This window comes from Micromonospora sp. NPDC023737 (genome assembly GCF_040639715.1).
Classification (GTDB): Bacteria; Actinomycetota; Actinomycetes; order Mycobacteriales; family Micromonosporaceae; genus Micromonospora.
Map to the genome: position 1 here is coordinate 30182 of NZ_JBFAAL010000006.1, position 22195 is coordinate 52376.

Annotated in this window: 20 protein-coding genes and 1 pseudogene; 7 read left to right on the forward strand and 14 right to left on the reverse strand. The window is 67.8% G+C overall.

Annotated features, from left to right (window positions below):
* Positions 1-23: 23 nt before the first annotated feature.
* Positions 24-1475 (reverse strand): mannonate dehydratase, encoded by a 1452-nt coding sequence (locus AB0F98_RS15545; protein WP_357734885.1) that lies wholly within the window; start codon positions 1473-1475, stop codon positions 24-26.
* A 427-nt stretch (positions 1476-1902) separates the two neighbouring features.
* On the opposite strand from AB0F98_RS15545, the gene AB0F98_RS15550 reads away from it, so the two are divergent.
* Positions 1903-2868, forward strand: coding sequence for a LysR family transcriptional regulator (locus tag AB0F98_RS15550; RefSeq protein WP_357734888.1), 966 nt, complete (start codon positions 1903-1905; stop codon positions 2866-2868).
* 152 nt (positions 2869-3020) lie between these two features.
* Here AB0F98_RS15550 and AB0F98_RS15555 read toward each other — a convergent pair.
* Positions 3021-3155 (reverse strand): annotated as a pseudogene (locus tag AB0F98_RS15555) (IS3 family transposase); the annotation flags it as partial.
* A 486-nt stretch (positions 3156-3641) separates the two neighbouring features.
* Positions 3642-4016: a nuclear transport factor 2 family protein gene (locus AB0F98_RS15560; RefSeq protein WP_318399210.1), complete on the reverse strand. Its 375-nt coding sequence runs from the start codon at positions 4014-4016 to the stop codon at positions 3642-3644.
* Between the two features lie 69 nt (positions 4017-4085).
* Between AB0F98_RS15560 and AB0F98_RS15565 the strand changes: the two genes are divergently transcribed.
* Positions 4086-4682 (forward strand): TetR/AcrR family transcriptional regulator, encoded by a 597-nt coding sequence (locus AB0F98_RS15565; RefSeq protein ID WP_357734892.1) that lies wholly within the window; start codon positions 4086-4088, stop codon positions 4680-4682.
* A gap of 172 nt (positions 4683-4854) precedes the next feature.
* On the opposite strand, the gene AB0F98_RS15570 is transcribed toward AB0F98_RS15565, so the two are convergent.
* From AB0F98_RS15570 to AB0F98_RS15580, 3 genes are all read right to left on the reverse strand, one after another.
* The gene (locus AB0F98_RS15570; RefSeq protein WP_357734894.1) at positions 4855-5100 is read right to left on the reverse strand and encodes a hypothetical protein; all 246 of its coding nucleotides are present in this window, start codon (positions 5098-5100) and stop codon (positions 4855-4857) included.
* Between the two features lie 93 nt (positions 5101-5193).
* Entirely contained in the window at positions 5194-6321 is a 1128-nt protein-coding gene (locus tag AB0F98_RS15575) for a HEAT repeat domain-containing protein (protein WP_357734896.1), read from the reverse strand.
* A 773-nt stretch (positions 6322-7094) separates the two neighbouring features.
* A complete protein-coding gene (locus tag AB0F98_RS15580; protein WP_357734898.1) occupies positions 7095-7586 on the reverse strand; it encodes a carboxymuconolactone decarboxylase family protein in 492 nt (163 codons plus the stop codon).
* 241 nt (positions 7587-7827) lie between these two features.
* Between AB0F98_RS15580 and AB0F98_RS15585 the strand changes: the two genes are divergently transcribed.
* Complete coding sequence (locus AB0F98_RS15585) at positions 7828-8700, forward strand: Rieske 2Fe-2S domain-containing protein (RefSeq protein ID WP_357734901.1); 873 nt, start codon at positions 7828-7830, stop codon at positions 8698-8700.
* 80 nt (positions 8701-8780) lie between these two features.
* Here the strand turns inward: AB0F98_RS15585 and AB0F98_RS15590 are convergent, their stop codons facing one another.
* Positions 8781-11708 carry a TIR domain-containing protein gene (locus AB0F98_RS15590; RefSeq protein ID WP_357734904.1) on the reverse strand — a complete coding sequence of 976 codons (2928 nt, stop codon included), beginning with the start codon at positions 11706-11708 and terminating at the stop codon, positions 8781-8783.
* A complete protein-coding gene (locus AB0F98_RS15595; RefSeq protein ID WP_357734909.1) occupies positions 11653-12381 on the reverse strand; it encodes a hypothetical protein in 729 nt (242 codons plus the stop codon). Before AB0F98_RS15595 ends, AB0F98_RS15590 begins: the two co-directional genes overlap by 56 nt.
* Positions 12382-12822: 441 nt before the next feature.
* Here AB0F98_RS15595 and AB0F98_RS15600 point away from each other — a divergent pair, with 441 nt between their 5' ends.
* On the forward strand, positions 12823-13047 hold the full coding sequence (locus tag AB0F98_RS15600; RefSeq protein ID WP_357734912.1) for a hypothetical protein: 225 nt from the start codon (positions 12823-12825) through the stop codon (positions 13045-13047).
* Positions 13048-13465: 418 nt separating this feature from the next.
* The gene (locus tag AB0F98_RS15605; RefSeq protein WP_357734915.1) at positions 13466-14014 is read left to right on the forward strand and encodes a hypothetical protein; all 549 of its coding nucleotides are present in this window, start codon (positions 13466-13468) and stop codon (positions 14012-14014) included.
* A gap of 192 nt (positions 14015-14206) precedes the next feature.
* Here the strand turns inward: AB0F98_RS15605 and AB0F98_RS15610 are convergent, their stop codons facing one another.
* Both AB0F98_RS15610 and AB0F98_RS15615 read right to left on the reverse strand, forming a co-directional pair.
* Positions 14207-15595, reverse strand: coding sequence for an alkaline phosphatase PhoX (locus tag AB0F98_RS15610; protein WP_357734918.1), 1389 nt, complete (start codon positions 15593-15595; stop codon positions 14207-14209).
* Positions 15596-15740: 145 nt separating this feature from the next.
* The gene (locus tag AB0F98_RS15615; RefSeq protein WP_357734921.1) at positions 15741-16232 is read right to left on the reverse strand and encodes an aminoglycoside nucleotidyltransferase; all 492 of its coding nucleotides are present in this window, start codon (positions 16230-16232) and stop codon (positions 15741-15743) included.
* A 190-nt stretch (positions 16233-16422) separates the two neighbouring features.
* Between AB0F98_RS15615 and AB0F98_RS15620 the strand changes: the two genes are divergently transcribed.
* Entirely contained in the window at positions 16423-18069 is a 1647-nt protein-coding gene (locus AB0F98_RS15620) for a hypothetical protein (RefSeq protein ID WP_357734924.1), read from the forward strand.
* A 152-nt stretch (positions 18070-18221) separates the two neighbouring features.
* Here the strand turns inward: AB0F98_RS15620 and AB0F98_RS15625 are convergent, their stop codons facing one another.
* From AB0F98_RS15625 to AB0F98_RS15640, 4 genes are all read right to left on the reverse strand, one after another.
* Positions 18222-18875 carry a Type 1 glutamine amidotransferase-like domain-containing protein gene (locus tag AB0F98_RS15625; protein WP_357734927.1) on the reverse strand — a complete coding sequence of 218 codons (654 nt, stop codon included), beginning with the start codon at positions 18873-18875 and terminating at the stop codon, positions 18222-18224.
* Positions 18876-19150: 275 nt separating this feature from the next.
* Entirely contained in the window at positions 19151-19465 is a 315-nt protein-coding gene (locus AB0F98_RS15630) for a hypothetical protein (RefSeq protein ID WP_357734930.1), read from the reverse strand.
* Between the two features lie 116 nt (positions 19466-19581).
* Entirely contained in the window at positions 19582-20346 is a 765-nt protein-coding gene (locus AB0F98_RS15635; protein WP_357734933.1) for a 3-keto-5-aminohexanoate cleavage protein, read from the reverse strand.
* A 266-nt stretch (positions 20347-20612) separates the two neighbouring features.
* Positions 20613-21149: a GyrI-like domain-containing protein gene (locus tag AB0F98_RS15640; RefSeq protein ID WP_357734937.1), complete on the reverse strand. Its 537-nt coding sequence runs from the start codon at positions 21147-21149 to the stop codon at positions 20613-20615.
* Between the two features lie 110 nt (positions 21150-21259).
* On the opposite strand from AB0F98_RS15640, the gene AB0F98_RS15645 reads away from it, so the two are divergent.
* Entirely contained in the window at positions 21260-22090 is an 831-nt protein-coding gene (locus AB0F98_RS15645) for a phytanoyl-CoA dioxygenase family protein (RefSeq protein ID WP_357734940.1), read from the forward strand.
* Positions 22091-22195: the final 105 nt, after the last annotated feature.

Sequence of the window (22195 nt, forward strand, 5' to 3'; positions counted from 1 at the left end):
CCGCCTCCCGCGCCCACGGCTGCTCAGGTGGGCAGTTGGGCCTTGAGGTACGCGGCCATCGACGTCAGCGAGGCCCGGGCCTCCGCGTCCTCGACGTCCTCGGCCACATCGGCGAACCGGTCGATCGCGGCCTCGCTCTGCTCGGCCAGCCGGTCGGCTGCCGTCAGGTTGGCCTGCATCCGGGCCCGGTCGGCGAGCTTGACCGCGCCGGCGGCGTAGAAGCGGTTGACCAGCGCCTCGGCGTCGTCGAGCACCGGCTTGCGACCGCGCTCCATGATCAGCGCCGCCTGGAGCATGGCCCGCGCGTACCCGGTGTCGTACAGCTCACCGCCGTGCCCGCCGCCGCCGACCCCGGCGTACTGGCCGACGATCGATCCGTTCTCGCGGTCGAAGTCCAGTGCCCGGGGGTGCTCGGCGAGGACGCCGCGGTCGTAGCCCTGGCGGACCAGCTCCCGCATGAACGCGAACATGTCGGTCTCGCCGTTGTCGGGGAACACCTCCGCATACCGCTCGCGCGGCTTGTCCACGGTCACGTTGCGGTAGTGGATGTGGTTCACCCGGTCCTTGGCACCGACGTAGCGCAGGAACTCGACGGCGTCGTGGCCGACCTCGGGCGTCACTCCCGCGTGCACGGTCAGGCCGTTGGACGGGCTGTCGTAGGTGTCGATGAGCCGCTTCCAGTCCGCGACGGACGCGAGCACCTGCGGGTTGCCGCGGCTGATCACCGCGGGCGGGTCGTTGGGGTGCACGGCCAGGCGCACCCCGGCGGCCTCGGCCACGGGGATCACCCGGTCGAGGAAATACTTGTAGTTGTCCCAGATCTGCTCGTAGGTCAGCAGCGGCGTGCCGGGGCGCGGCGGCAGGTCCCTCACCGCGACCCCGTCGACCTCCCGGTGGTAGTCGAAGGCCGTGTAGCCGGCGCCCAGCCGATCCTCGTTGTCGATCAGCTCGTAGTAGCCCTCGGTGAGGCGGTGGACGTAGAAGTTGTATTCGACCACGCGGATGCCGGCCTGCCCGGCCGCGATCAACGACTGCTTGATGTACTCGATCTGCTGGTCCCGGCCGTCCTGACCACGCACGATGCTGTCCGTGATGTTGATCAAGTACGCAGTTATGTGCAGACCAGCCGCCTCCAACCGCTGCCGGTCGGCGATGAGGGTGGCCGCGGTCCAGGGCAGCGGCGGAGGGTTGGTGATCAGGGCACCGGTGACTCCGGCCTGCCGCCAGCGACGTACTGTGGCCTGGCTCGGATTGCGGGAGAACCACTGGCAGAGGCGCGGCGTGTTCGCGCTCTCCTTTACCTGCTCGGGCCACTTCAGATACGGGTAGGCCACGCCGCTCGGCCCGGTGGTGACCGTCTCGCCCCCGGCAGCGGCCGCGGCTGGCGCGCCGCTACCCGAGATGGTCAAACCGGCGGCCGAGACGGCCGCCAGTGATGCGCCTTGCTTGAGGACGTCCCGACGGGACTGCGCCATGATGCGTACCTCTCGATCGTCGGTGCATGTCAGTGAGTGACCGCGTCATCAACACGGTCGCGGTCGGACCGGCCATGTCGGGTCCGACATCGGCTTCGAATTCACGAGTTGTCGACAGTGGCCAGCTACCACTTGCCGGGACACCGCCCGGACGCACATCGCATTCCGTGCCCACGGCTCCTTCCGACGAGATCGACGGGCAGAGTCGACCAGCGGGACTGTCGGTGGCTGCGACCGATCGAGTCTCGTAACAAGGCAGTAACGATGGACCTAGGTTCGTGTTGGCAGACGCTAGCCTCGACCGTCACCGGCTGTTAAGAACGAGTTACGGATGATGGCATTCACATCCTTGATTGCTCTCTACCGATGCCGGTCCCTGCCGAGACGTACGAGTCAACGGCGTGCCTGGCCTGCAAGGGGGTTCTAGGTGCTCAGGACGGATACCCGACTAGAGTGGTTCGTCTCCTTCCTCGGGGTGGTGGACACAGGAAGTTTCGTGGCCGCGGCGGAAGCGACACACCGTTCTCAGCCCCGAGTGAGCATGCACGTGGCCGCGCTCGAACGCGAGGTGGGACTACCCCTGTTCGACCGCCGGAAGCGGCCGGTCGCGCTGACCGAGGCCGGCGCCGTGCTCGCGGTGCACGCTCGGGCGGTGCTGCGCGAGCTGGTGGCAGCCGAGGCGGCGATGGCGCCATGGCGCGGCGGGGCGCGGGGAGTCGTCACGCTCGGGTGCTACCCGAGCGCGAGCGCGGCCTTCATCCCGACGCTGCTACGCGACGTCTCCAGGACCATCCCGGACGTCAAGGTGGTGCTTGTCGAGCGCGCGACGCTGGATCTCGACCAGGCATTGACAACCGGCGAGGTGGACGTCTGCCTCCGCCCGATGTCACCTGCGCCAACCGCTCCCTCGGTCGTCGGCCATCCACTGTGGGGGGAACCGTTGGTGGTGCTGCACCCGATGGAGCACCCACTCTCCGAACTCCCGGAACCATTGACCGTCGCCGCCGTGGCGGCGTACCCGCTGATCTCCATCGGCCGCCTCGACGACGCGCAGTCGTCGGAGTTCGAGGTCTACCGGCTCTTCCGAGAGCACAACTTCGAGCTCGAACCCGTACAGGCGACCAACCAGCCGCAAACGCTCGTCGAGCTGATCCGCGCGGGGCTGGGCGTTGGCGTGACCAATTGGCTTGCCGTGCACATCGCCGACACCAATGGGGTGCGGGTACGCCGAATCGAGGGCAACTGTGGCCGCCGGGTAGCCGCATACCGCGACATGTCCCGGCCGATGAACCCGGCCGCCCGCAGCCTGCTCGAGCGCATCATTCAAGCACCCCGACCGCCCGGCACACGGCCGCTCCCGGCAGCCACGGATATCTCGGAGACGAGCAGCTGAGCGTCCAGCGGGTTACGGCGGAGCGGGTCGTGAGGCGACGGACGAGCTTACGCAGGCCGGTCTGCCATCCGTCCGGGCCCTCGGCGCGGCGGCAGTCAACCGACAGCGAAGTGAGGTTCCCCCGGATTGTGAACACCGGGTTATGCCGCGACCTCGAAGAACGCTTCGGCCAGGGTGTAGTCGTACGACGAGCCGGCACGCCCATTGAGCGGCGGATGCCGTGCCGCTGGCAGGCGTCGGAGAAATCTGCCGCTGCCGTATTCTGCGCCCCTGTCGGAGTGGAAAACGGCGGCTACGAACAACTGCTTATCTGGGCGCGGACACACGGCACGGTGCAGCGTGCCGCCATCGAGTGCACCAGCTCTAATGGCACCGCGTTGACCCGACACCTACACGACCGGGGCATCAACGTCATCGAGGTCAACCACCCGACCGAGCCACGCGCCGCTAAAGCGGCAAGACGGACGCCATCGACGCCGAAGCCGCCCCCGCGCGGTCCTGGCCGGTCGCGCAACCACCGCAGCAAAGACGACCAACGGTGCAGTTGAAGCACTGCGCCTGTTCAAACTCGCCAAAGACTCAGCGAACAAAGCCCGTACTCGGGCAATCAACCAACTCAAGGCGGCTCAACAATCAGCGCCTACGCACCCGCTGCGCCACCACCCGGAAGCCCGCGGACACCTCAACGCCCGGTAAGCCAGAGCCCTAATTCGGCGGGCATGAACCTCACTGAGGTCATCAGCGTCGAGGCGCCGATTGACGTACCTGTGGAGCTATTCGGATGGCACCGTCCGGGTGGCTTGGATGGCCCGGCGCAGCCGACCGTCAGCAGCCAACTCCCCGAACATGTAGATCTCCGTGGTGATGGTGCCACCCTTACGCAGCTCCGCGATGAGCCGGTACCGGGCGGCGACATGGTCGCCGTCCACGAGCGCCTGCTCCACTTCGACACGGAGACCAGCTGCCCGTTTGCGGGCTGGACGGATGTGATCCAGCAGCCGCTTCCGGTCCAGCAGCACGCCGTCGTTGACCAGCTCATAGTCCGGCGTGTGGTAGCGGTCAAGCACGGTCGCCGGATCCTCGTCGCCCAGCCCCGCTTCCTGCGGATAGTGGATTAGATAGCTGGTCAGATCGGTACGGGGCGTCATTTGATCTCCCTGAAACGACTTACCTTTGACAACGTGTCTACGCTAATCCTCAGCGGTAGATTAGACAACATGTCAGAGATAACGGGTGGTCGGCGCCGGCGGCGGCGTTCGGACGCCGAGCGCAGCGCCGCCGCTGTACTCGACGCCGCCGTCCAGGTGCTCGGTCGGCATCCGGACGCGAAGGTGGAACAGGTCGCCGCCACAGCTGGCGTCACCCGCCAAACCGTCTACGCCCACTACCCTTCCCGGCCGCTGCTGGTGGCCGCGGTCATCGACCGCATCACCGCCGAAGCCGTCGCCGCCCTCGACGCCGCCAACGTGGACAGCGACACCGTCACCGAGGCGCTGCTGCGCTGGCTGGACGTCACCTGGCGGCTGTTCGACCGGTACCCGCTGCTCCTGCACCCGTCGGCGACCGCCGTTGACCAGGCGGACTCCGAACGTCAGCATGTGGCGGTCAACGGGGGCCTGGAGCGGCTGATCAGGCGCGGCCAGGCCACCGGCGAGTTCGACGGCACCCTCAGCCCGGCCTGGTTGGTCTCCGCGACCATCGCGCTCGGTCATGCGGCCGGCGGCGAAGTCGCCGCCGGCCGCATGACCACCGCGCAGACCGCGGCAGCGCTACGCCACAGCATCTTGCGCCTCTACGACGCCCGCGAGCCCTGATCAGCGACGGTCTCCTGCCACTCCCGGGTCCACTCGATCTTCACCGGTGCACCCAGCCCGGGTCCGGGTTCGGGGATGCCAACGTCTTGGCTCCGATGACGTTTGACAACAGCGCGACTCGCGGCATGAGGGGGGTTGCCGCGAGTCGCAAGCCCGAGCCGCTCGGGGATCCTCACGCACCCGACTGCGACGATCTGGAACGCCGTTGGTTACGTATCACCCGCAGGACGCCTTGATGAACCAATACGCCGACGCCAGTGTTGGACACAGCAAGCCCCGATGCGGTCAGCAGCGCCAGCTCGATATTCACCACGTCGCTCGCAACAAGCAAGATCGGCCACCCTGCAGCGGCGGCGATGAGAGACACCCGCCACCAGCGTCCGAGCACAAGGCCGAAGAGCATAAGCGTCGGGATCACGGCAGGCCCCTTCGATGCTCTTCCAGAATACGCGCATCGGCTGCTGGAGTAGACGAGAGCGGGTGCGATGCCCCGGTGACCCGCGACCTACGTCTACGCGAATCGCTCCAATTCGGTCGCGGCTAGTCGGCGCACGCTCGGGTCGGTGTCGTCGACATAACGGCGGAGGATGCCTGGAGCGGCGTCGGGTGCGAGACGTCGTGCTACGACCGCGATCCGCTGACGGACCAGCGGGTCGGGGTCGTCCGCCAACTCGACCAGGAGTTGCGTCCAGTGCGATCGACTGGCGCCGGTGCTGGCGAGTCCGCTAATCGTGGCTGCTCGAACCGCGGCCTCATCGTCACGCGCCAGCATCGTCAGCTGCGCCGTCACGCGGGGATCGGAGTCGACGGCTTTCGCGAGTGCTTTGGCGGCCTGAGCGCGCAGGTGCGGGTCTTCCTCGGCGGCCAGCGCCAGCAGCTCGTCTACCGCCGCCGATCCACCAATCGAGCCTAGGGCGTTGACCGCTTCCTCGCGGACGCGCCTCTCGGGGTCGTTGAGAAGGCGCCGCAGAGTCGGGGTCGCTTCGTCGCTGCCGATCCTGCCAAGCGCGTACGTCGCCGTCGAGCGGACGCGGACGCTCTGGTCGTCGGCGAGGGCGACAAGTGGCGCTACGGCGTCCGCGCGGCCGGCAGCGGCGCTGAGACTGCTCGCCGCCACCACTCGTACCTGCTCGTCCAGGTCACGCAGGGCCGTGACGAGCACCTCGAATGCCCGGTCGTTCGTGGCCGGATCAGGGATGGAGCCGACCGCCATGGACCGGACTTTTGGATCCGAGTCGACCGATGCAGCGGCCAACAGTTCAATATCCTGTGCCTCGGCCACAAACCCGAGCGCCCATAGCCCTACACGCCGAAGTTCGGGGGTGTCGCCCGTGACGCAGTCGAGCACGATGCGTCGGCTGGCTGCGCGATGAGCGTGCAGCAGTTCGATGATCTCAGCTTGTAGGCTGTCCTGATCGTCACCAAGATCATGCGCGGAGGCGCGCAACAGCGTCGGCAGTGCCTCCACGCCCTCAATACCGGCCAAGACACCAGCGATCAGGTCACGGCCGTAGAAGTTTCCCTCGTCAAGGAACTGATCCAGTGCCTCGCGCAGCTGCGGCACGACGCTGATGTCGCCGGATGCCGCCAGGGCGGTGACGGTCGGGGCGATGTCGTCGTAGTCGTCCTCCAGGTCCACGGCGTGGCGGATCTGCCTCTGACGCTGCCCGGCTGTCGATCATCCAGGCACCATGCCACACCCCAGTCTGGAACGAGCCCACGCGTCAGAAGAAGTCTGATGGTCTCTGCCGCTGCCTGGGCCGCGGCCCCTCACCTCAGCCAGCGGAGGCCCCTGATGAACCGCACCGACCCTCTTGTCGAGCTGATCTCCGACCGGCTCGCCGGCGACCAGCCGCCAGCACAGATCTGCGTCCTCGGTCCCTCGCCGGGTTCCGCAGCGTCGGCCGGAAACACACCCTGCCGGTCGGCAAAGAGCGTGTAGTCCAGCCAGGCCGGCTAGCACTGCCCCATCGGCCCCGTCCAGGCACCTGCTCCCTGATCACAAGTCGACCGGGAGCACCGCGCGGTGGCTGTGGTGTCAGCCCTGGCGACAGTTCCAGGGGCCGGTGCCGGCGTACGTGATGCCCGGGTTTGTAGACATCGCAGAACATGGCCCGGCCGTCGGCGGAGATCGACGCAGCGGCCCGCTTTATCGACGAGACCGCGGGCCAGACGCAGTCTCCCGCGTTCGGTCAAGGGTGCGTCAGCGTGGGGCACGAGGATCTCCCGGATGTCGCGGAACCTTCGACAAGCTCCACCTCACCCGGAGGTCCCCACCCACTTCACGATCCAAGTCCTGTCACCAACGTCCATGGCCTTAGATGGTCCTCGCACGCGCTTCGCTCAGCGTCGGGCAGCAACCCGGCGAGCTGGTCGCTCGCGGCGGTCACCAGGCCTGGCAGGTGAACCGGTTCACGACCTCGCCTGCTCGGCGAAACCGGGGACGGCACCCTCGGCCATCTTGAGTCGGGTCCAGACGTTCATGTTGATGACGATCCCGATGATCTCAAGGATCTCCTCTTGCGAGAAATGCTCAGCGAGCGCGTCGTGTCGGGCACCGAAGTTGTCGGCGACGGTCGCATCCGCGACGCGAGTGAGCGCCTCGGTGTAGGCGAGGGCGGCGCGGGCCGCGTCGTCGTGGAAGTCGGTCTCCCACCAGGCGGTCAGGGTGTCGATCACCGGTCGGGGGATGCCGGCGTCGCGAGCTGCCTCGTAGTGGAGGTTGAGGCAGTAGGTGCAGTTGTTGATCTGAGAAACCCGCAGGCGCAGGAGTTGGGCGAGCTGCCGGTCGATACGCAGGTGAGCCTTGTAGCCGAAGGTGTCGGCGCCGTGGCGGGCGAGCTTGGTCAGGTCCTCGTTGGCTGAGCTGTCGGCGCGCTTGTTGGTGATGGTCACATCGGTCATCTCGTTGCTCCTGTCGTCGTCGGTGATCTTGCAGCGAAAATACCTGGCGCGAGGCGGGTGCCGCTGGCGCGCATACGGGTCGGCGCGATGCGGAGGACATGCAGGGGTCGCTGGCAGTGACTGGGGCGTCGGCGGTGAATCGACTGACGGTGGTGCGAGAGGCCTGCCGCGCCGAACCGGTGCGACGCGCGGCTCCGATGGAGGCCGGGTTTACGCGCTCGGCAACGGGGAAGGGGCGGCCATGCGCACGGAACTGATGAACAAGCTGGAGCAAGCTTCCGCGCTGGATCCCGTCGGGGACCGGCTACAGCCCAAGGTTTGGGCAATACTGAGGCCGCAGCGGGTCAAGGATGCCCTGCACGGGGTGTGGCTGGGTCATCCGCTACACCCGGCGCTGGTGCAGGTCCCGATGGGCGCGTGGATCAGCAGCGCCGTACTCGACCTGCTGCCAGGGCGGCGGCGGATGCCCGGACAGGAGCAGGCCGCCACGACCCTGGTCGCGGTCGGCACGGCGAGCGCCCTGCCCGCTGCGTTGACCGGCCTCAACGACTGGTCGTGGCTCTGGCAGGAGGAACGGCGAGTCGGGCTGGTGCATGCCGCTGCGAATACCCTGGCGGTGGCTCTCTACGCGGGCTCGCTCGCCGCGCGGTTGCGCGGGCAGCACCAGCTCGGCCGTACGCTCGGCCTGTTCGGCCTGGCGGCGGTGAGCGCCGGCGGCTATCTCGGTGCCCATCTCGTCTACAAGCAGACCGCGCAGGTCAACCAGGGCGCCCCGGACATGCACCGGGTCGAGTACGGGTGGCGCCGGGTAGCCGAGGTCGACTCCCTGCCCGAATCCCAACTGCTGACCCGGCAGGTCGACGACGTGCCGGTGGTGGTGTACCGCGACGGCACCGAATTCAATGTCATGCTGGCCCGCTGCGCACACCAGAGCGGGCCGCTCGGGCAGGGCACGATGATCCAGGTCGACGGGCAGGCCTGCGTCGTCTGCCCGTGGCACGGCAGCACGTTCCAGTTGAAGGACGGCCAGGTCGTACACGGCCCCGCCAGCACCGACCAGCAGGTGCTGCCCGTACGGGTCGTCGACGGCGTGCTGGAGGCCAGACTTCCCTGACAGCGCCAGTGGCCGCTGCCCGCGCCGCGCCGCTGCGGCGCCCCCCGTCCTCACGGGGACAAGCGGCCGCCGTGCGGGCTTCAACGGTGGCACGGATCGTTGATATCCAGGCCGCTCAGGTAACGGTCGTACGGCGCGGACGGCTTCGGTGTGTCGACGAGCCCGCAGAGCGTGTCCAGCCATGCGTCCAGGTCCACCGTCGAGGTGGTGAGTGATCCGTCGGAGGCGAGAGTGACCAGGTTCCGCCCGGACACCATCGTCATCCGCACGTCTTTGCTCCGCCGCAGCGTCCAACTTCCGGCCGGCTCGGCGGTGCCCGTGTCCCAGAATCGGAGCATGACCTCCGGCCCCGCCAGGACTGGTTGCATGAGCAGGCGGCCGTCCTGGCTGAAAGTCGCGCGACCACCGGCCGTCCCCGCCAACCCGGTGGACAGCTCGCCGCTCTCGACGTCGACGATGAACAGCCGGCCGTCGCCGTCGAGCAGAGCGACCTTGTCGCCTCGCGCGCTGACCGTGAGGTCCACGTCGAAGGTGGCCTCCGACGAGAACGGGACAGTCTGGATCTCCTCCAGCTCACCGTCGGTCCACCGCCAGACCGTGATGGCAGTGGTGAGGTCCATGAGCGCGAGGGTGCTGCCGTCGTCGCTGGCCGCCACAGCGTGGAACGCGCGGTCCTCCGCGCCGATCGTCCGCATCGCCCAGGTGCGCGTATCGAAGAGCAGCGGGCCGTCCCGCCCGAGCACGACGATGTGCACGCCGTCGGCCATGAAATGGATGCCGTCGTTGGCGCTCAGCGACACGTCGTAGCCAAAAAAGGTCTGATCTCTCCCAACCTGCTCGCCGGTGCGGAGATCCCACAGCGTGAGTCGTGCGGTGTAGCTCGCCTCTCCCTCGTCGAGGAACACCGCCCGGGTTCCGTCTCGGGTGCTCGCGATCGCGTCGTCGATCGGATCGAACTCGATGGGAAGAGTACCCAGGCGTCGGATGCCGACATCGTCGTCTGCTGCTGCCCACACCTCGGTGGTCGAGCCGACCCTACGCAGGGCGAGCCGCCCGTCGGGCGTGAGTTCGCCCGCCTTCGGCACCATGGTCGGCACGGCGTGGCCGACATGCGATTCACCGGCATCGAAGAGGGTCACCGCACCGTCGACCGTTCCGACAGCGACCCACCGGCCGTCGCCGGAAGCGGCGACACTGGTGGCGGGCCAGGCGAACGAGCCGAGGGTCGCCTGGGATCGGAGGGCCGGATCGTAGATTTCGACGGCTCCGCCGCGGGCGCCCACCACCTGTGCGGGATTATCGGCGGGCAGTGTCGCCAGCAGTCCGCCGTCGCGGTCGCTTCCCTGCCGCCGTCCCGCGATCAGGTCCCACAGTTCGGTCCTGCCGTTGGAGTCGGTGCTGATCAGCGCCCGGCCGTCGGGGAAGAGTGCGGCGAGTCTCTCCTCGGCCTTGATCTGATGTGGCTTGCCGACGACGGTCCATGCTCGGCTGCTGGGTGAAAAACGACGGAGCCGACCCGGTTCCCAGGCGAGCAGGCGGTCCCGGTCGTCGAATGCCAACTGCTCGGCACGGCTCGCGCTCTGAACCAGAATCGCACCGGTCCGCGCATCCCAGATGGCGAGCTGGCGATCCTCGGTGCCAGAGGTGTGGTAGGTGGTTGCCAGCCATCGTCCGCTCGGTGAGAACGCAGTCGCCCACAGCCCGTCAGCGGCGTTGGACAGCTCCGTGGGATCGCCGGCCTGCAGGGTCCGCAGTCGCGTCGCCTGCCGTACGTCCCAGACCTCGATCTGATTGGGCCAGACCTCGAGCGCCAGGAGCCGGGCGTCCACGCTGAATTCGAGCCACCCCCCACCCATCGGTACGGAGCCAGTGTCCAGCCTGCGCTCGGCGCCCGTGCGGATGTCGTAGAGGTGGACCACCTTGTCGGATTCGTAGTGCGAGTAGTAGGCCATGGTCGAACCGTCGCGGCTGACAGCCACCTCCGTGGAAGGCCCGCCCGCGGATCCCCGATATCCCGCCACGGCGTTGGCGCCGCCGCGCAAGTGGCGTACGACGTGCTGGTTTGCCTCCACCGCCGCGGCGACGGCCCGCACGGATTCGCTCGTCGGTTGGGCGACATGGGAGTACAGCGCGAGTTGGGCGGCGACACGCGAGTCCTGGTCGGACAGTTGCAGGGACTGTGCCGCCATCGCCTGGGACGCGGAGGTGTGCGCCCGGTCCAGGGCCTCGTTTCGCTGCTGCACGGCGACGATGGACACCCCCATGACGGCGGCAAGGAGGAACACGAGCACGGTGAAGGCGAAACGACGCACCCAGGTGAAGTTGCGGTGCTGACGGATGTCCTCACTGTCGATCTCGTCCTTGGTACGTCCATGCAGAGGCGCGGCGAGCGTGGCGACGGCGTCCCGGAACTCACTCTGCCGCAGCGAGTATTTTTTACCGATCCGTACCTCGGCGAGGTCTACCCAGAGCGGCACGTTCGGGAATTTCCCGCGCAGCGTCTCCGGGAGCGCGTTCGTACGCGACCAGTCGAAGTCGTTGGCGTTCGGGTCCCAAACGAGTGTTCCGGCGCTGACCGCGATGAGCAGACGTTCCATGGGCCGGTTGGCGATCCAGAAGTCGATCTCCTTACCGACCCACGGCGACGCCGCCGCCTCCGGGGAGGCGAGGTAGATGAGGTACTTGCTCTCCTGAAGCTCGGCCAGGATGGATGACCACAGGTCGTGGTTGGCCGACAGGCTGGTGGTGTCCCGGAAGACGCGGATCACCGGGGGTCGAGCCCACGGGCGCGCAAGATTCTTCAGCCCGCGTTCGAGGGCCTTGGCGAGCTGCTTGTCGCGCTGATGGCTGTACGAGATGAAGGCGTCGCGCTTGATGAGCCGACCTCCCTGTCGACGTCCCGAAGGGTTGGGACGGATCGGATTGCCCGTGGACCGTGAACCCGATGGGCGGTCAGCCGGCGTTGCGCTGAGACGGCAGATGTCCCTGGTCCGTCGACGCCGGGTCATGGCCGGCCAGCTGCCCGTGCAGCAACGCGTCGACCGTCTCGTCGCTCATGCCGGCGAGTTTCCCGAGGCCCAGCACGTATGAGCCCAACCGCATCTGCATGGCGGAGAGCTCGGCGCGGCATTCGGCGTTGCCTGGCCACTCCTGCTCGGGTCTGCCGGGCGACTCCTGCTCCCAGAGGTGTAGCTCCGGATGCCAGCGCGAGAGGAACGGGGCGAGTTCGTTGTTCATCATCGCGAGCGCTAGGTGCTCGACCGAAGGGGCGGCACCGACGTGCCGGCTCGGTTCCACCTCATCGAGGATCTGCCGCGTGAACAGCACCAGCGCGTGCAACGACGACAGGGCCTCCCGAAGCCGCCCGGTGCCCGGCGCCAGGGGGCGGATCGCCACCCGGCTCGTCATCTCCTTGAACAGCCGCCAGGCGACCTGTTGCGTGTCGCGGGTGAGCACGAAGTTCAGCTCACTCAGCTGGGGCACGGTCACCTTCACGTCCGTCAGACGGATCCCACCTGCGCTGTACGCGTGCACCACCACCGCGGTCACAGCACCCGCGGTCGCTCCGGCGAGGATGAACAGGTTCTGCCCGTCGAGCAGGCTCGCGTAGTAGATCGCCACGCCGACTGCCGCACCGACAATGAGGCCCACCAGGATCTTGAGCCACCACCATCGGCGCATGCCGCCCCACCCACTCCCTGTGACATGGACAGATCTGGCATCGGTCGCCAGGCTTGCCATCCAATCACGACAAGGCATGTCCCGGGGTACACCAGATCGTGAGTGTCCGGGAACTCAAGCAGGGCACAGTCCCCACAAGGCGATGAAGCACGGCATGTAGTGGATCGGGCGATCATCGAGCCGTCGCTACCCGCGCTGGCCGACATGGATGCCAGCTCCGACCGTCACCGGTAGCGTTCGCCTCTAGCGGTGACGGCCGGAGGTTCTGTTCCTATCGGATACAGGCTTACCTGGAGATGGCGGATGTCGGCTCAGCCCTGGGCCTTCGGTCCGGTGTGAGACCTCGCGTGGCAACACTTCCCAGAGGCCCGGGAGCAGATCGCGGACCTGGTCTGCACCGAGTTGCAAGGCGCGATCGACGCCGACTGGATGCCGCAACCGGTGGATCAGCACAACTACGCGCTACACGCCGTCGGCCCGCTGATCCGGGACCTCGGCCTGGTCGACCTCGACCTCGATTTGGTGCGGCGCTTCTGCCTGTTCTGTCGTGACCTGTTGGGCTACACCGGGCCGGACGAGTACGAGGTGTCCCACGTGCTCGGCATGTACGTGCTCTACGGGTTGGACGGCCCGTCCGGGTCATCCGGCAAGCCGACCCGGAGCTGATCGAGCTGGTACGGGCCCGCTTCCCGGGGATGTGGGCCGAGGAGTGAGAGCCCCTGACAAGCGTGGTCAGCCGACGCCGTGACCCGCGCGGTGTGAACGGTCGCAGCACCGCTCCGTGGCGAGGAGCACTGCGCCGCCGGACAGGCATCTCCGGCGGCGCAGTGATCGGTGCGCGGTGTGCCCCCGGAGTTCACCTCCGTCGCCGGTATCCTCTCGGGCCTGACCTTGGATCGCCCCCGCACATGAGCAACCGCGCCCGGACCGCCGCATGATGCAACCTGGGGCGAGGCCACCTTGCTCTTCCCGCCGGCTCAGGCCCACGGCGGCCGCTCATGGCAGGACGAACGAGAAGCCCCTGCAGGTTCAGCGATTCAACTGAACGTCGATCTTGGCGCGGCGAGCGGTCTCCCCTCGGCTGATGCCCAGCCCCGTGGGCGATGAATCGTGCGCGGCGAGAAGGTACGGAGTCGTCGAAGACGACCGGAACTTGGGCCGGCCAAGTGCTTTCGAGATGGGGCGGGGCGACCAGTTCCCCGCACGAGTCCCACTCCAGGCTGCCCCAGCCGCGCTGGGCGAGGCGCGGGTCCAGAACGGCGCGGGCGGCCAGGGCGAACGATCTGCCCGAGCAGCCCGCCGACAGGATCGGATCCAGGCACCGGACCGGGACGCCACCGTGAACGGTGATCTTGCTGGTGCGGTCGCGGGAAACACCGGCGATCAGGAGCCCGATGTCGAGGAGTTTACGTCTGGCATTAACGCGGAGCTTGCCGTCGCCGCTGCTGGCGAGGCCGGAAAGGCAGCCGGCGCAGCGGACATCGAGCAGAGGAAGACCCGGGCGCCGAAGGGTCCAGGACAAAACGATATGAGGACGCGTAGACATGATCCCTCTGAAGACCTGACGGAAGGCATGAAAAAGGAGCCGACGGCAACGTCGGCGACCGATGCACGGCGAAGGTGTCAGGTCTAAAGAGCAGGCGGCGTCACGCGGGGTGAGGTCCTCTCCTGGGTAGTCCGGAGAAACAGATCAAGTTCCAAGGTAGGGCGGGCCGGGCGGTCGGAGCCATCGATTTTTCGGCCTGGTATCTACCCCATCAGCCCATGCCCACGTGCGGGCTCCCCGACCGAGTGGAGACCGGGAAGCGCCGCACGGTGTCTGTCGTCAGCCCTGGCGACGGTTCCATGGACCGGTGACGGCGTACGTGATGCCCGGGTTGTAGACGTTGAAGAACATGGTCCGACCGTCGGCGGAGAATGTCGCGCCGGCCAGCTCGCCGTACGCCGGATCCTCGGCCGTGCCGACATTGACCCGGTTACGGGCGAAGACGAACACCTCGCCGTCGGCGGTCGTACCGAGGATGTGTTGGTCTCCGACTCCGTCCTCGCACATCATCAGACCCCCGTACGGGGACATGCAGATGTTGTCCGGGGCGTCGAACTCGGGGTTCTCCGGTGCCGGAGTAGGGCGGGTGAAGATGGTTTCCAGGCGCAACGTGTTGGCTCGGGGGTCGTACCGCCAGACCTGGCCGTCGTGGTCGCGGACCGAACCCAGCTCACGCCGGGCGAACGACGAGACGAAGTAGGCGCAGCCGTCCTTCTCGCCCCACCAGGCGCCCTCGATCTTGTACCCGCCGGTGATCGGCTTGCGGTAGTCCTGCGCACGGACCGACTCCGTGGTCGCCAGCGGATCCGGCACGTCAAGCCACTCGATCCCGGAGAAGGACGTGCCCGCCTCGGTCACCACGGACAGGTCCGGCAGGTCCGGGACGTGCAGAGCCTGCAGCACCCCGCCCGCCCGCAGGCTCCCGTGACCGCGCAACGGCCGGCTGGGCAGGAAGCGGTAGAAGCTGCCCAGCGGCGCCACAAACGCGTCCTCGGTCTCGTAGACGATGCCGGTGTGCGGGTCGACCGCGACCGCCTCGTGCTGGAACCGGCCCATCGCGGTCAGCGGTGTCGGATCGGTGTTGCGCGCATCGTCGTAGGGGTCGACCTCGAAGATGAACCCGTGGTCCTTCGTGTACCCGTTCTTCCCCGCCTTGTCTTCGGTCTCCTCGCAGGTCAGCCAGGTGCGCCACGGGGTCGGGCCGCCGGAACAGTTGATGGCCGTGCCACCCAGGCTGACATGCTCGGAGGCAGCACGTCCCGATGCTTTGACGATGATGGTGCTGGTCCCTCCCCCGCCGGCCGGGTCGTACGTGCGTTCCGGCGGAGCCACGACCCGGATCGTCGCGGTCGGGGAGCACTCATGGTTGCGGACCAGACGGGTGCCGCGCGCCTTGTCGGCGAAGGCGCCCATACCGTCGAACCGGCTCGGCACGATGCCACCGTCCAGGCGGACGGTGCCTTCGCGGGACAGCACCGTGTAGCGGAAGCCCACCGGCAGGTCGAGCATGCCGGCCGGGTCAGGCACGAGCGGACCGTACCCGACATCCGGACCGGACACCCCCAGCGCGGGTGCCGCGGTGAACAGGGCGTCGACCGAACCGGCCACGGCCACGGCGAAACCGGCTCCGGCTGAGCGGGACAGGAACTGGCGGCGAGACAAGGACACGGATGAACCTCCTAGACGTCGCGGCCCGCTACGACCCGGCCGACATCGACGCAAGCTGATCGATCCACTACGTCACATCCGGACTCCCCCCGTCAAGGCATCGACCGGTTTTGATCACCACGTCGATGGTGGTGCACTCAGGGAGTCAGTCACGGTACTGATCGGGTACCGGTAGCTCGAACCGACGGCACAGCGCCAGGACGTCAGCACGGTCATCCGCATCACCCGGGTAGGCGTCACGGAACTTGACCGCCCACGCGGCGGCGACGCAGCCCACGACCCGGTCTGCGATCGTGCCGCGGCCGGTCAGGGAACCGGCCGGATAAGCATGACCGGCTTCCGGTGGCCCGAGCACGCCATTGCCGTCCGCGTCGAACACGATCACGTGCAGATCGACGACCGCTCCCGCCCGATGGCGCATCAGGAAGTTCCACGCCGTGGCGCCGGCCTCCCCAATCACGACGAACCCGTGACCCGACAGCGCCTCGACGAACGCGCCGAGATGACGGGCCTCGACCGCGACGTCGAGATCCCCGTGCTCTCGGGTCTGGCCGCCCAGCAGCGCGTCAACACCCCAACCCCCGTCGATCCACAGCCGCGCCCCCGCGCACTCCGCCAGGCGCAGCACACGGAGCACGTCATCCAGCGTGGTACACGCGCCGGGCGGAGTACTGGTAGGCACCGAGGAAGTATGCCGATCCGACGCCCGCCGGCTCGACCGGGTTTTGGTGACACCGTGTAGCGCGTTGTCTGCGGCACCTGAGCGCAGCGCCCAGCGGGTGCTTCCCGGTGTTGAGGGTGGCCGGGCCCGCATGGATGATCAAAGAGTGGATCAGCCTGCCGCGACTCCGAAGACGGACGCACTCGAAGATGCCCTCAAGGCGTTCCTCGATCCGGACACGGCCGGCCGGGGGTCGATCGGCTGGATCTTCGGGGATTCGAGTGAGCCGCCGACGGGGATCGGTACCGTCGCCATGCTGATCGCGTCGCCGGCAACACCGCACGCACACAGATCAGTCCTCATTCAGTCGCTTGTCCACGCGGTCAGGACGGCGGAGGCGCACCCCGAACCCATCCACACGTATCTCGCGGCGCACCGCGGCTTCGTGTATCGACTGGTCGACCTGATAACTGAGCGAGGACCGGCACCGTGGCGCTCGCGCGCCGTCGCGGAGCTTGCCGCCCGAACAGGTCTGACCCGGGCGGAGAGCGCGTTGCTGCTGGCGGGTCTGCCGGTGCGCAACTGGGACGAGCACAGCTTCCTGTCTGACGAGCAGATGGTGACCCTCCGCATCACGGCAAACGAGGCCAAGATCGGCCGGATGGAGCTGCTCACCCTCGCGTACCCGGACCGGATCCGGTTGGTCGATGCGGCCATGCCCGATGATCCCGCCGCCCTGTGGGACCAGGGGCCTGATGTTCCTCAGCTCTCCGCCCATTGGATCGAGACGCAAGGGCGGCGCGCACCGGTGCGCGAAGACCTGCTCGCCGAACTCGCCACGGTCATGGGCTTCCCGACTGGCATTCTCAGGACCTTCGCCGAACCTACGCCCGGCGACTGGTTGCACACCGATGGCGAATGCAGCAGCGTAGCCGGCTGGATCAGCACCACCGCCCCGGCCGGCGGGGAACCCTTCAGCGACCGTCACCTGCCAAGCGCCGCTACCGGTCTCGCGTGGCTGGCGTACCACCTGCCTGCCGGAGACCCCATCCGAGCCAATCTCGGTCGCGTGTACGAACTCATCCGGCTCAGGCTGCGCAATCCCAAACTCTTGATCGGCACGGTGCGTCTCGACCCGAAAGAGGCGTCTACCCACCACTCGCCCGCCGTGGTTGCCGGGGTACGCCTTCGTACTGGCCAGACCTGCTATCACCTCCGTCCGGCCTACATCACCGATCCGCACGATCCTGCTCTCGACGTGATCCCCGATCACAGCCCGATCTCGATCCGCCTCATGCTCGATCCCGCGTTCGGCCGCATGATCACCGCATTGGAATCCAGTGGACTCCCGGCCGGCACCTATGCCCAGAACGCAGTGCTCACTGCTCCCCACCTCGTAACGCAGGTCGCCGACAAGTTCCGCCTCGACGCCGCCGCGGCGTCGCTGTATATACAGATGCTGACGCTGCCCGATCCGACCGACGCCAACATTCGCCGATGGAACAACTGGGACACCACAGAACTGGCCGACCTCGGCTCTGCCCTCGTACGCAGGGGCCTGCTCATCGAAGACACCCGCACCGCAGCAGCGCGAAGATTCTTTCTCCCCGGTCCATGGCTGGAGCGCAAGTTCGTCCCCCCGTTCGAAGCGTGGAAATCCTCGCTCTACGGGTTCAGTCCAGACCAGGAACCGCCTTACCGATGGACACTGGTGAGCCGCCCAGTCGCCGAACTGTTCCAAGCCGCCGCAGAACGCATCCTCGCCGGCGACACTCCGAATGAGTTCGGCGTGTCGATGACCAATAAGCCGTAGGCGGCCACACAACGGCCAATGATCCCGCGCCAGACATCCGCTCATCGGCCACATGTCCGGACACTCCGAGGGCTGCTGGATGGTCACGCTCCGCAGCGCCCGGATCGCGGCCCGAGCAGGCGCCTCGCCACGCCGATCACTGCTGGCCGCGGCTACGCGGGGAACAGCCTCCAGTGCCCCTCGGAAACGACCTCGACGACACCGTCGGTCACCTTGATGGCCGTCTGGTCGTCGATTGCGTACGCCGGACCGGCGATCTCGGCCGCCCATTTCTCGGCGCCAGCCATAGTGTTGTCCGGCTCGAGACCTAGGTGCGGGAAGATCGAGAAGTCGACGACCCCCAGGGTGCGGTCGTCGGGCGCGGACTGCCACTCGACGAAGTCCGCACCGATCCGGGGGGTCAGCACCATGCTCCCACCACTCAACCCCACCCAGACGGTGTCCCCCAGCGACGGCAGGAGATCCGCCAGCCCGGACTGCCGCATCCAGTGGCACAGGTACGTCGCATCGCCGCCGGCCACGAGCAGGACGTCAGCCTCCCGGACCCAGGGGACCCACCGCTCCTCACCGATGCTGGGCAGCGCTGTCAGCTCGAGGACGCCCAGCGACTTCCAACCCAGGCCGCACATGGGTAGCGGCGTCTGCCCGCTGATGAAGCGCCAGGCCGAGGCCGGCCCACCCATGGGGTGAGCCGCCGTAGGGATGCAGAGGGCACTGGAGTCGGCGATCGGCTTGCCCAGCAGGTCGACCAGCGCACCGCGGATGCTCGGATTCTGGACGCCTGCGGACGTGAGAAGAAGCTTCACGCTTGCCTCCTGTACGTACCGGTCATGACGCTCTCCCCCAGAGTTGAGAGATCGGCTGCATGGAAGTACAGACTGGACACCATAACGAAGTTCATCGCTGTTGCGACCCCTCAAGCCCCCTGCACGCGCATTGGCATGTCCGGACCTCCGAGGGCTGCTGGGTGGTCACGCTCCGCAGCGCGCGGATCGCGGCATGAGCGGTCGTGCGAGCGGGCCTTAGCTTGCTCGGCCTCGCCCACGCGGTCGGCGTTCACGGGGCCGTGCGCGGTTCACGGCTACGAACCGATGTTCGACCGGTCAGCCCTGGTATGGCGGCCGTCCAGGCGGATCGTCCATGGGTCGATCCGATCGATCCGCAGGTGGGTGCCGCTCCACGGATCCCGGACGAGTACCGCCCGAACGTTCTCCTCGGACTCCGCCTCCATCACCAGCACCACGCGTACGTCGTCGAGCGGACCGCCCAGAACGATGATCCCTTCGTCGACCAGCAGGTCCATGTACGACGCGTGCGCGAGCCAGCCGATCTGTTCCTCCATCGGCCTCGCAAGATCCCACTGCGGGCCGGCGTGCGACAGGCGAACGAGATACATGGCCTCGTCCTACCACGTGGTCCCACACTTTTGTTGTCAGCTGGTCAGCGCAGCGGCCCGTCTGGCGCCACCACTCGCGGCATGTCCGTGTGGCCGCAACAAGCACGGACAAATCGCTACCGGGACGAGGAGGCTGCGGTCCACACGGCCAGCGCCTGCTGGACCAGGTCGGCGTTGCCGACGACCGGTTCGCCGTCAGGACCGACGACAGTATCTTCCAGCCCGATGCGGGTGGGCAGCCCGAGCCGGCCAGCGTGGGCCACCAGCTGCCAGCACGCCGCCTCCTCCCCGTGCAGCAGACGTTGGCCAGCGACGCCGAGCTCATCGAGGCGCACGAGAATCGCGTCGGCCGTAGCGACGGCCGCCTCGGCGGCGCCATCGACGATCTCCACGAGAACCCGCGTCCAACTGGCCGCACCGAAGCCCGCCAACTCCTGCGCATCGGCGGTCGACCACACCCCTGCCTCTACCCCGACCCCGGCCCGCTGCAACGTCTCAACCAGCTCGGCAAAGCCCGCCTCGCTGACGTTGACCGAGGCGACGTCCGGCCGCGCCGCTACCGGCAGATCGGCCCAACGGGCCACGGCCGCCACCCGCCGTCCGGCATCACCATCGCTGATCCACAGGCCCGTGCTCACCCCCACCGGCACGCCCGGACAGGTCCGGCGCACTGCGGTGACAGCTGCGGCCACATGATCGAGGTGCAGCGTCTCGGCGCCAACGTGATCCCGTGGATGCAGGTGCAGCGCCTCGGCCCCAGCGGCCACCGCATCGACCGCCGCCGAGGCCAACTCATCGGCGGTGATCGGCACCGCAGGATGCTCGTCGGATCGCCGGCCGCCGTTGAGACACGCCTTGATCCGTCTGATCCTTGACCCCACGAAGCGTCCTTCCGCCGGTAGCGGTCGTCACCCTAGCGACGGGCACCGACAAGGACAGCCGGAACAGCATTCAGGGAACGGCCCGCGCATTCACCAAGACATCCGCTTCTCGGCATGTCCGGACACTCCGAGGGCTGCTGGGTGGTCACGCTCCGCAGCGCGCGGATCGCGGCAGATCCGGATATTCGCGCTCGGTTGCCGCGGCCGGGCCATCCTGTTGGCCGCCGGGCCGGATCCCTGATGCTGTCTGGATGCTCGCCAGATCGTTATGCCGGTTCGACGGGCAGCCAGAGTTCACAGGTCGCGGTGCTGAAGTCGTCCGTAGCCTCAAGCACCGCGACGATCTCCGGACCTGGCCGCAGGCGCCACGGGTTGGACGGGAACCACGCGGCTGCGGCCGTGGTCCAGGCGTTCTGCAGGGTCTGCGGATGCGGCCCCGTGGTCCGGATGACCACCCATCTGCCGGCTGGAACTTCGATGATGTCGAGGCCGCCGGGGACCGGTGTACCCGGGGAGACGGCGACCCCGTGAAGGTAGGTCAGCTCGCTGCCCTCGGCGTAGTCGGGGTCAAGGTCGTCGCTGACCGCGAGCAGGCCGGTCGGCTCAGTGTTGCCGAGAGCCTTCAAGCGTAGGTGCTCCTCCATTGGCAGTGTGGTGATGTGCCGCTGGATGTGCGGGTTGATGCCTTGACGGACCAGCCGGATGCGGGCCGCGTGCCCCACGAGCCGGATCTCGGGATGGTCGACGATGCGGGTGTCCACGTGTTCGCTCCCTTCGACGGTCAGACGGAGTGCCGAGATCATCAAGCCTCCGTCCGATGTCAACCTTGGTCGCAGCGCACCGGTCGGCACCCGACAAAAGCGGCGCGGAAAATGTCGGGTGATCGAGACCGGTGCCGCCGCACGATGGGGGCATGAATGACACGACCTTGGTAGCCCGCTTTCTTCGCGACGGCTTCGTAAAGCTGGAGGGCGCCGTCGCGCCGCGCGTGGCAGCGGACTGCGCGCGGCTGCTGTGGCGGGAGACGGGCTGCGACCCGGACGATCCAACGACGTGGACGCAGCCCGTGCACTGGGTGCCCGGCATGGCGCAGGGGCCGTTCGCCGCCGCTCCCAACTCCCCGTTCCTCCATCACGCGTACGACCTGCTCGTCGGCGCTGGACGTTGGGAGCCGCGCTACTCGCTGGGCACGTTCCCGCTGCGCTTCCCACACAAAGAGGAGCCGGACGACGCGGGCTGGCACATCGAGGGCAGTTATCTGCCGGAGGGCGAGAGCTGGTACTTCACCAACGTGCGCTCCCGGGGCCGGGCACTGCTGATGCTGTTCCTGTTCAGTGAGGTCGGTGAGAAGGACGCCCCGACCCGGATCCGGGTCGGCTCACACCTCGACGTGCCGAAGGTGCTGGAGAAGTACGGGGAGGACGGAGCGAGCGGACTGGCCCTTGCGCCCGACCTGGTGGCGGCGTCCGAGCACCGGCCCCTCGCCCTCGCCACCGGATCTCCGGGCGACGTCTTCCTTTGCCACCCATTCCTGGTGCACGCGGCGCAACCGCACCACGGAGCGCGGCCTCGCTTCATGGCCCAACCGCCGCTGATGCCAGCCGCACCATACGAACTGGAGCGGGCCGACGGCGCATACTCACCCGTAGAGATCGCGATCCGTCGGGGTCTCGGACAGGACGCCCTCGGTCCGGACGGGGATGGCACCGACCGCGGCCGGGGCGACTTGCTCCATCGTTCCTGAGCGCCTAGCCGAAGGTCTTGTCGGAAACCTCGGGGAGTCAGGGTGAGGTCCAAGGCGCGGCGCCGGTGAGGTTGCCGTCGCCAATGGGATGCCGGAAAAAGGCGT

Coding starts and splice junctions, on each gene's coding strand:
- AB0F98_RS15545 (WP_357734885.1), bottom strand. CDS start 1,475: ATGGCGCAGTCCCGTCGGGACGTCCTCAAGCAAGGCGCATCACTGGCG.
- AB0F98_RS15560 (WP_318399210.1), bottom strand. CDS start 4,016: ATGACGCCCCGTACCGATCTGACCAGCTATCTAATCCACTATCCGCAG.
- AB0F98_RS15565 (WP_357734892.1), top strand. CDS start 4,086: ATGTCAGAGATAACGGGTGGTCGGCGCCGGCGGCGGCGTTCGGACGCC.
- AB0F98_RS15580 (WP_357734898.1), bottom strand. CDS start 7,586: ATGACCGATGTGACCATCACCAACAAGCGCGCCGACAGCTCAGCCAAC.
- AB0F98_RS15585 (WP_357734901.1), top strand. CDS start 7,828: ATGCGCACGGAACTGATGAACAAGCTGGAGCAAGCTTCCGCGCTGGAT.
- AB0F98_RS15590 (WP_357734904.1), bottom strand. CDS start 11,708: ATGACCCGGCGTCGACGGACCAGGGACATCTGCCGTCTCAGCGCAACG.
- AB0F98_RS15595 (WP_357734909.1), bottom strand. CDS start 12,381: ATGCGCCGATGGTGGTGGCTCAAGATCCTGGTGGGCCTCATTGTCGGT.
- AB0F98_RS15605 (WP_357734915.1), top strand. CDS start 13,466: ATGCCCAGCCCCGTGGGCGATGAATCGTGCGCGGCGAGAAGGTACGGA.
- AB0F98_RS15630 (WP_357734930.1), bottom strand. CDS start 19,465: ATGTATCTCGTTCGCCTGTCGCACGCCGGCCCGCAGTGGGATCTTGCG.
- AB0F98_RS15640 (WP_357734937.1), bottom strand. CDS start 21,149: ATGATCTCGGCACTCCGTCTGACCGTCGAAGGGAGCGAACACGTGGAC.
- AB0F98_RS15645 (WP_357734940.1), top strand. CDS start 21,260: ATGAATGACACGACCTTGGTAGCCCGCTTTCTTCGCGACGGCTTCGTA.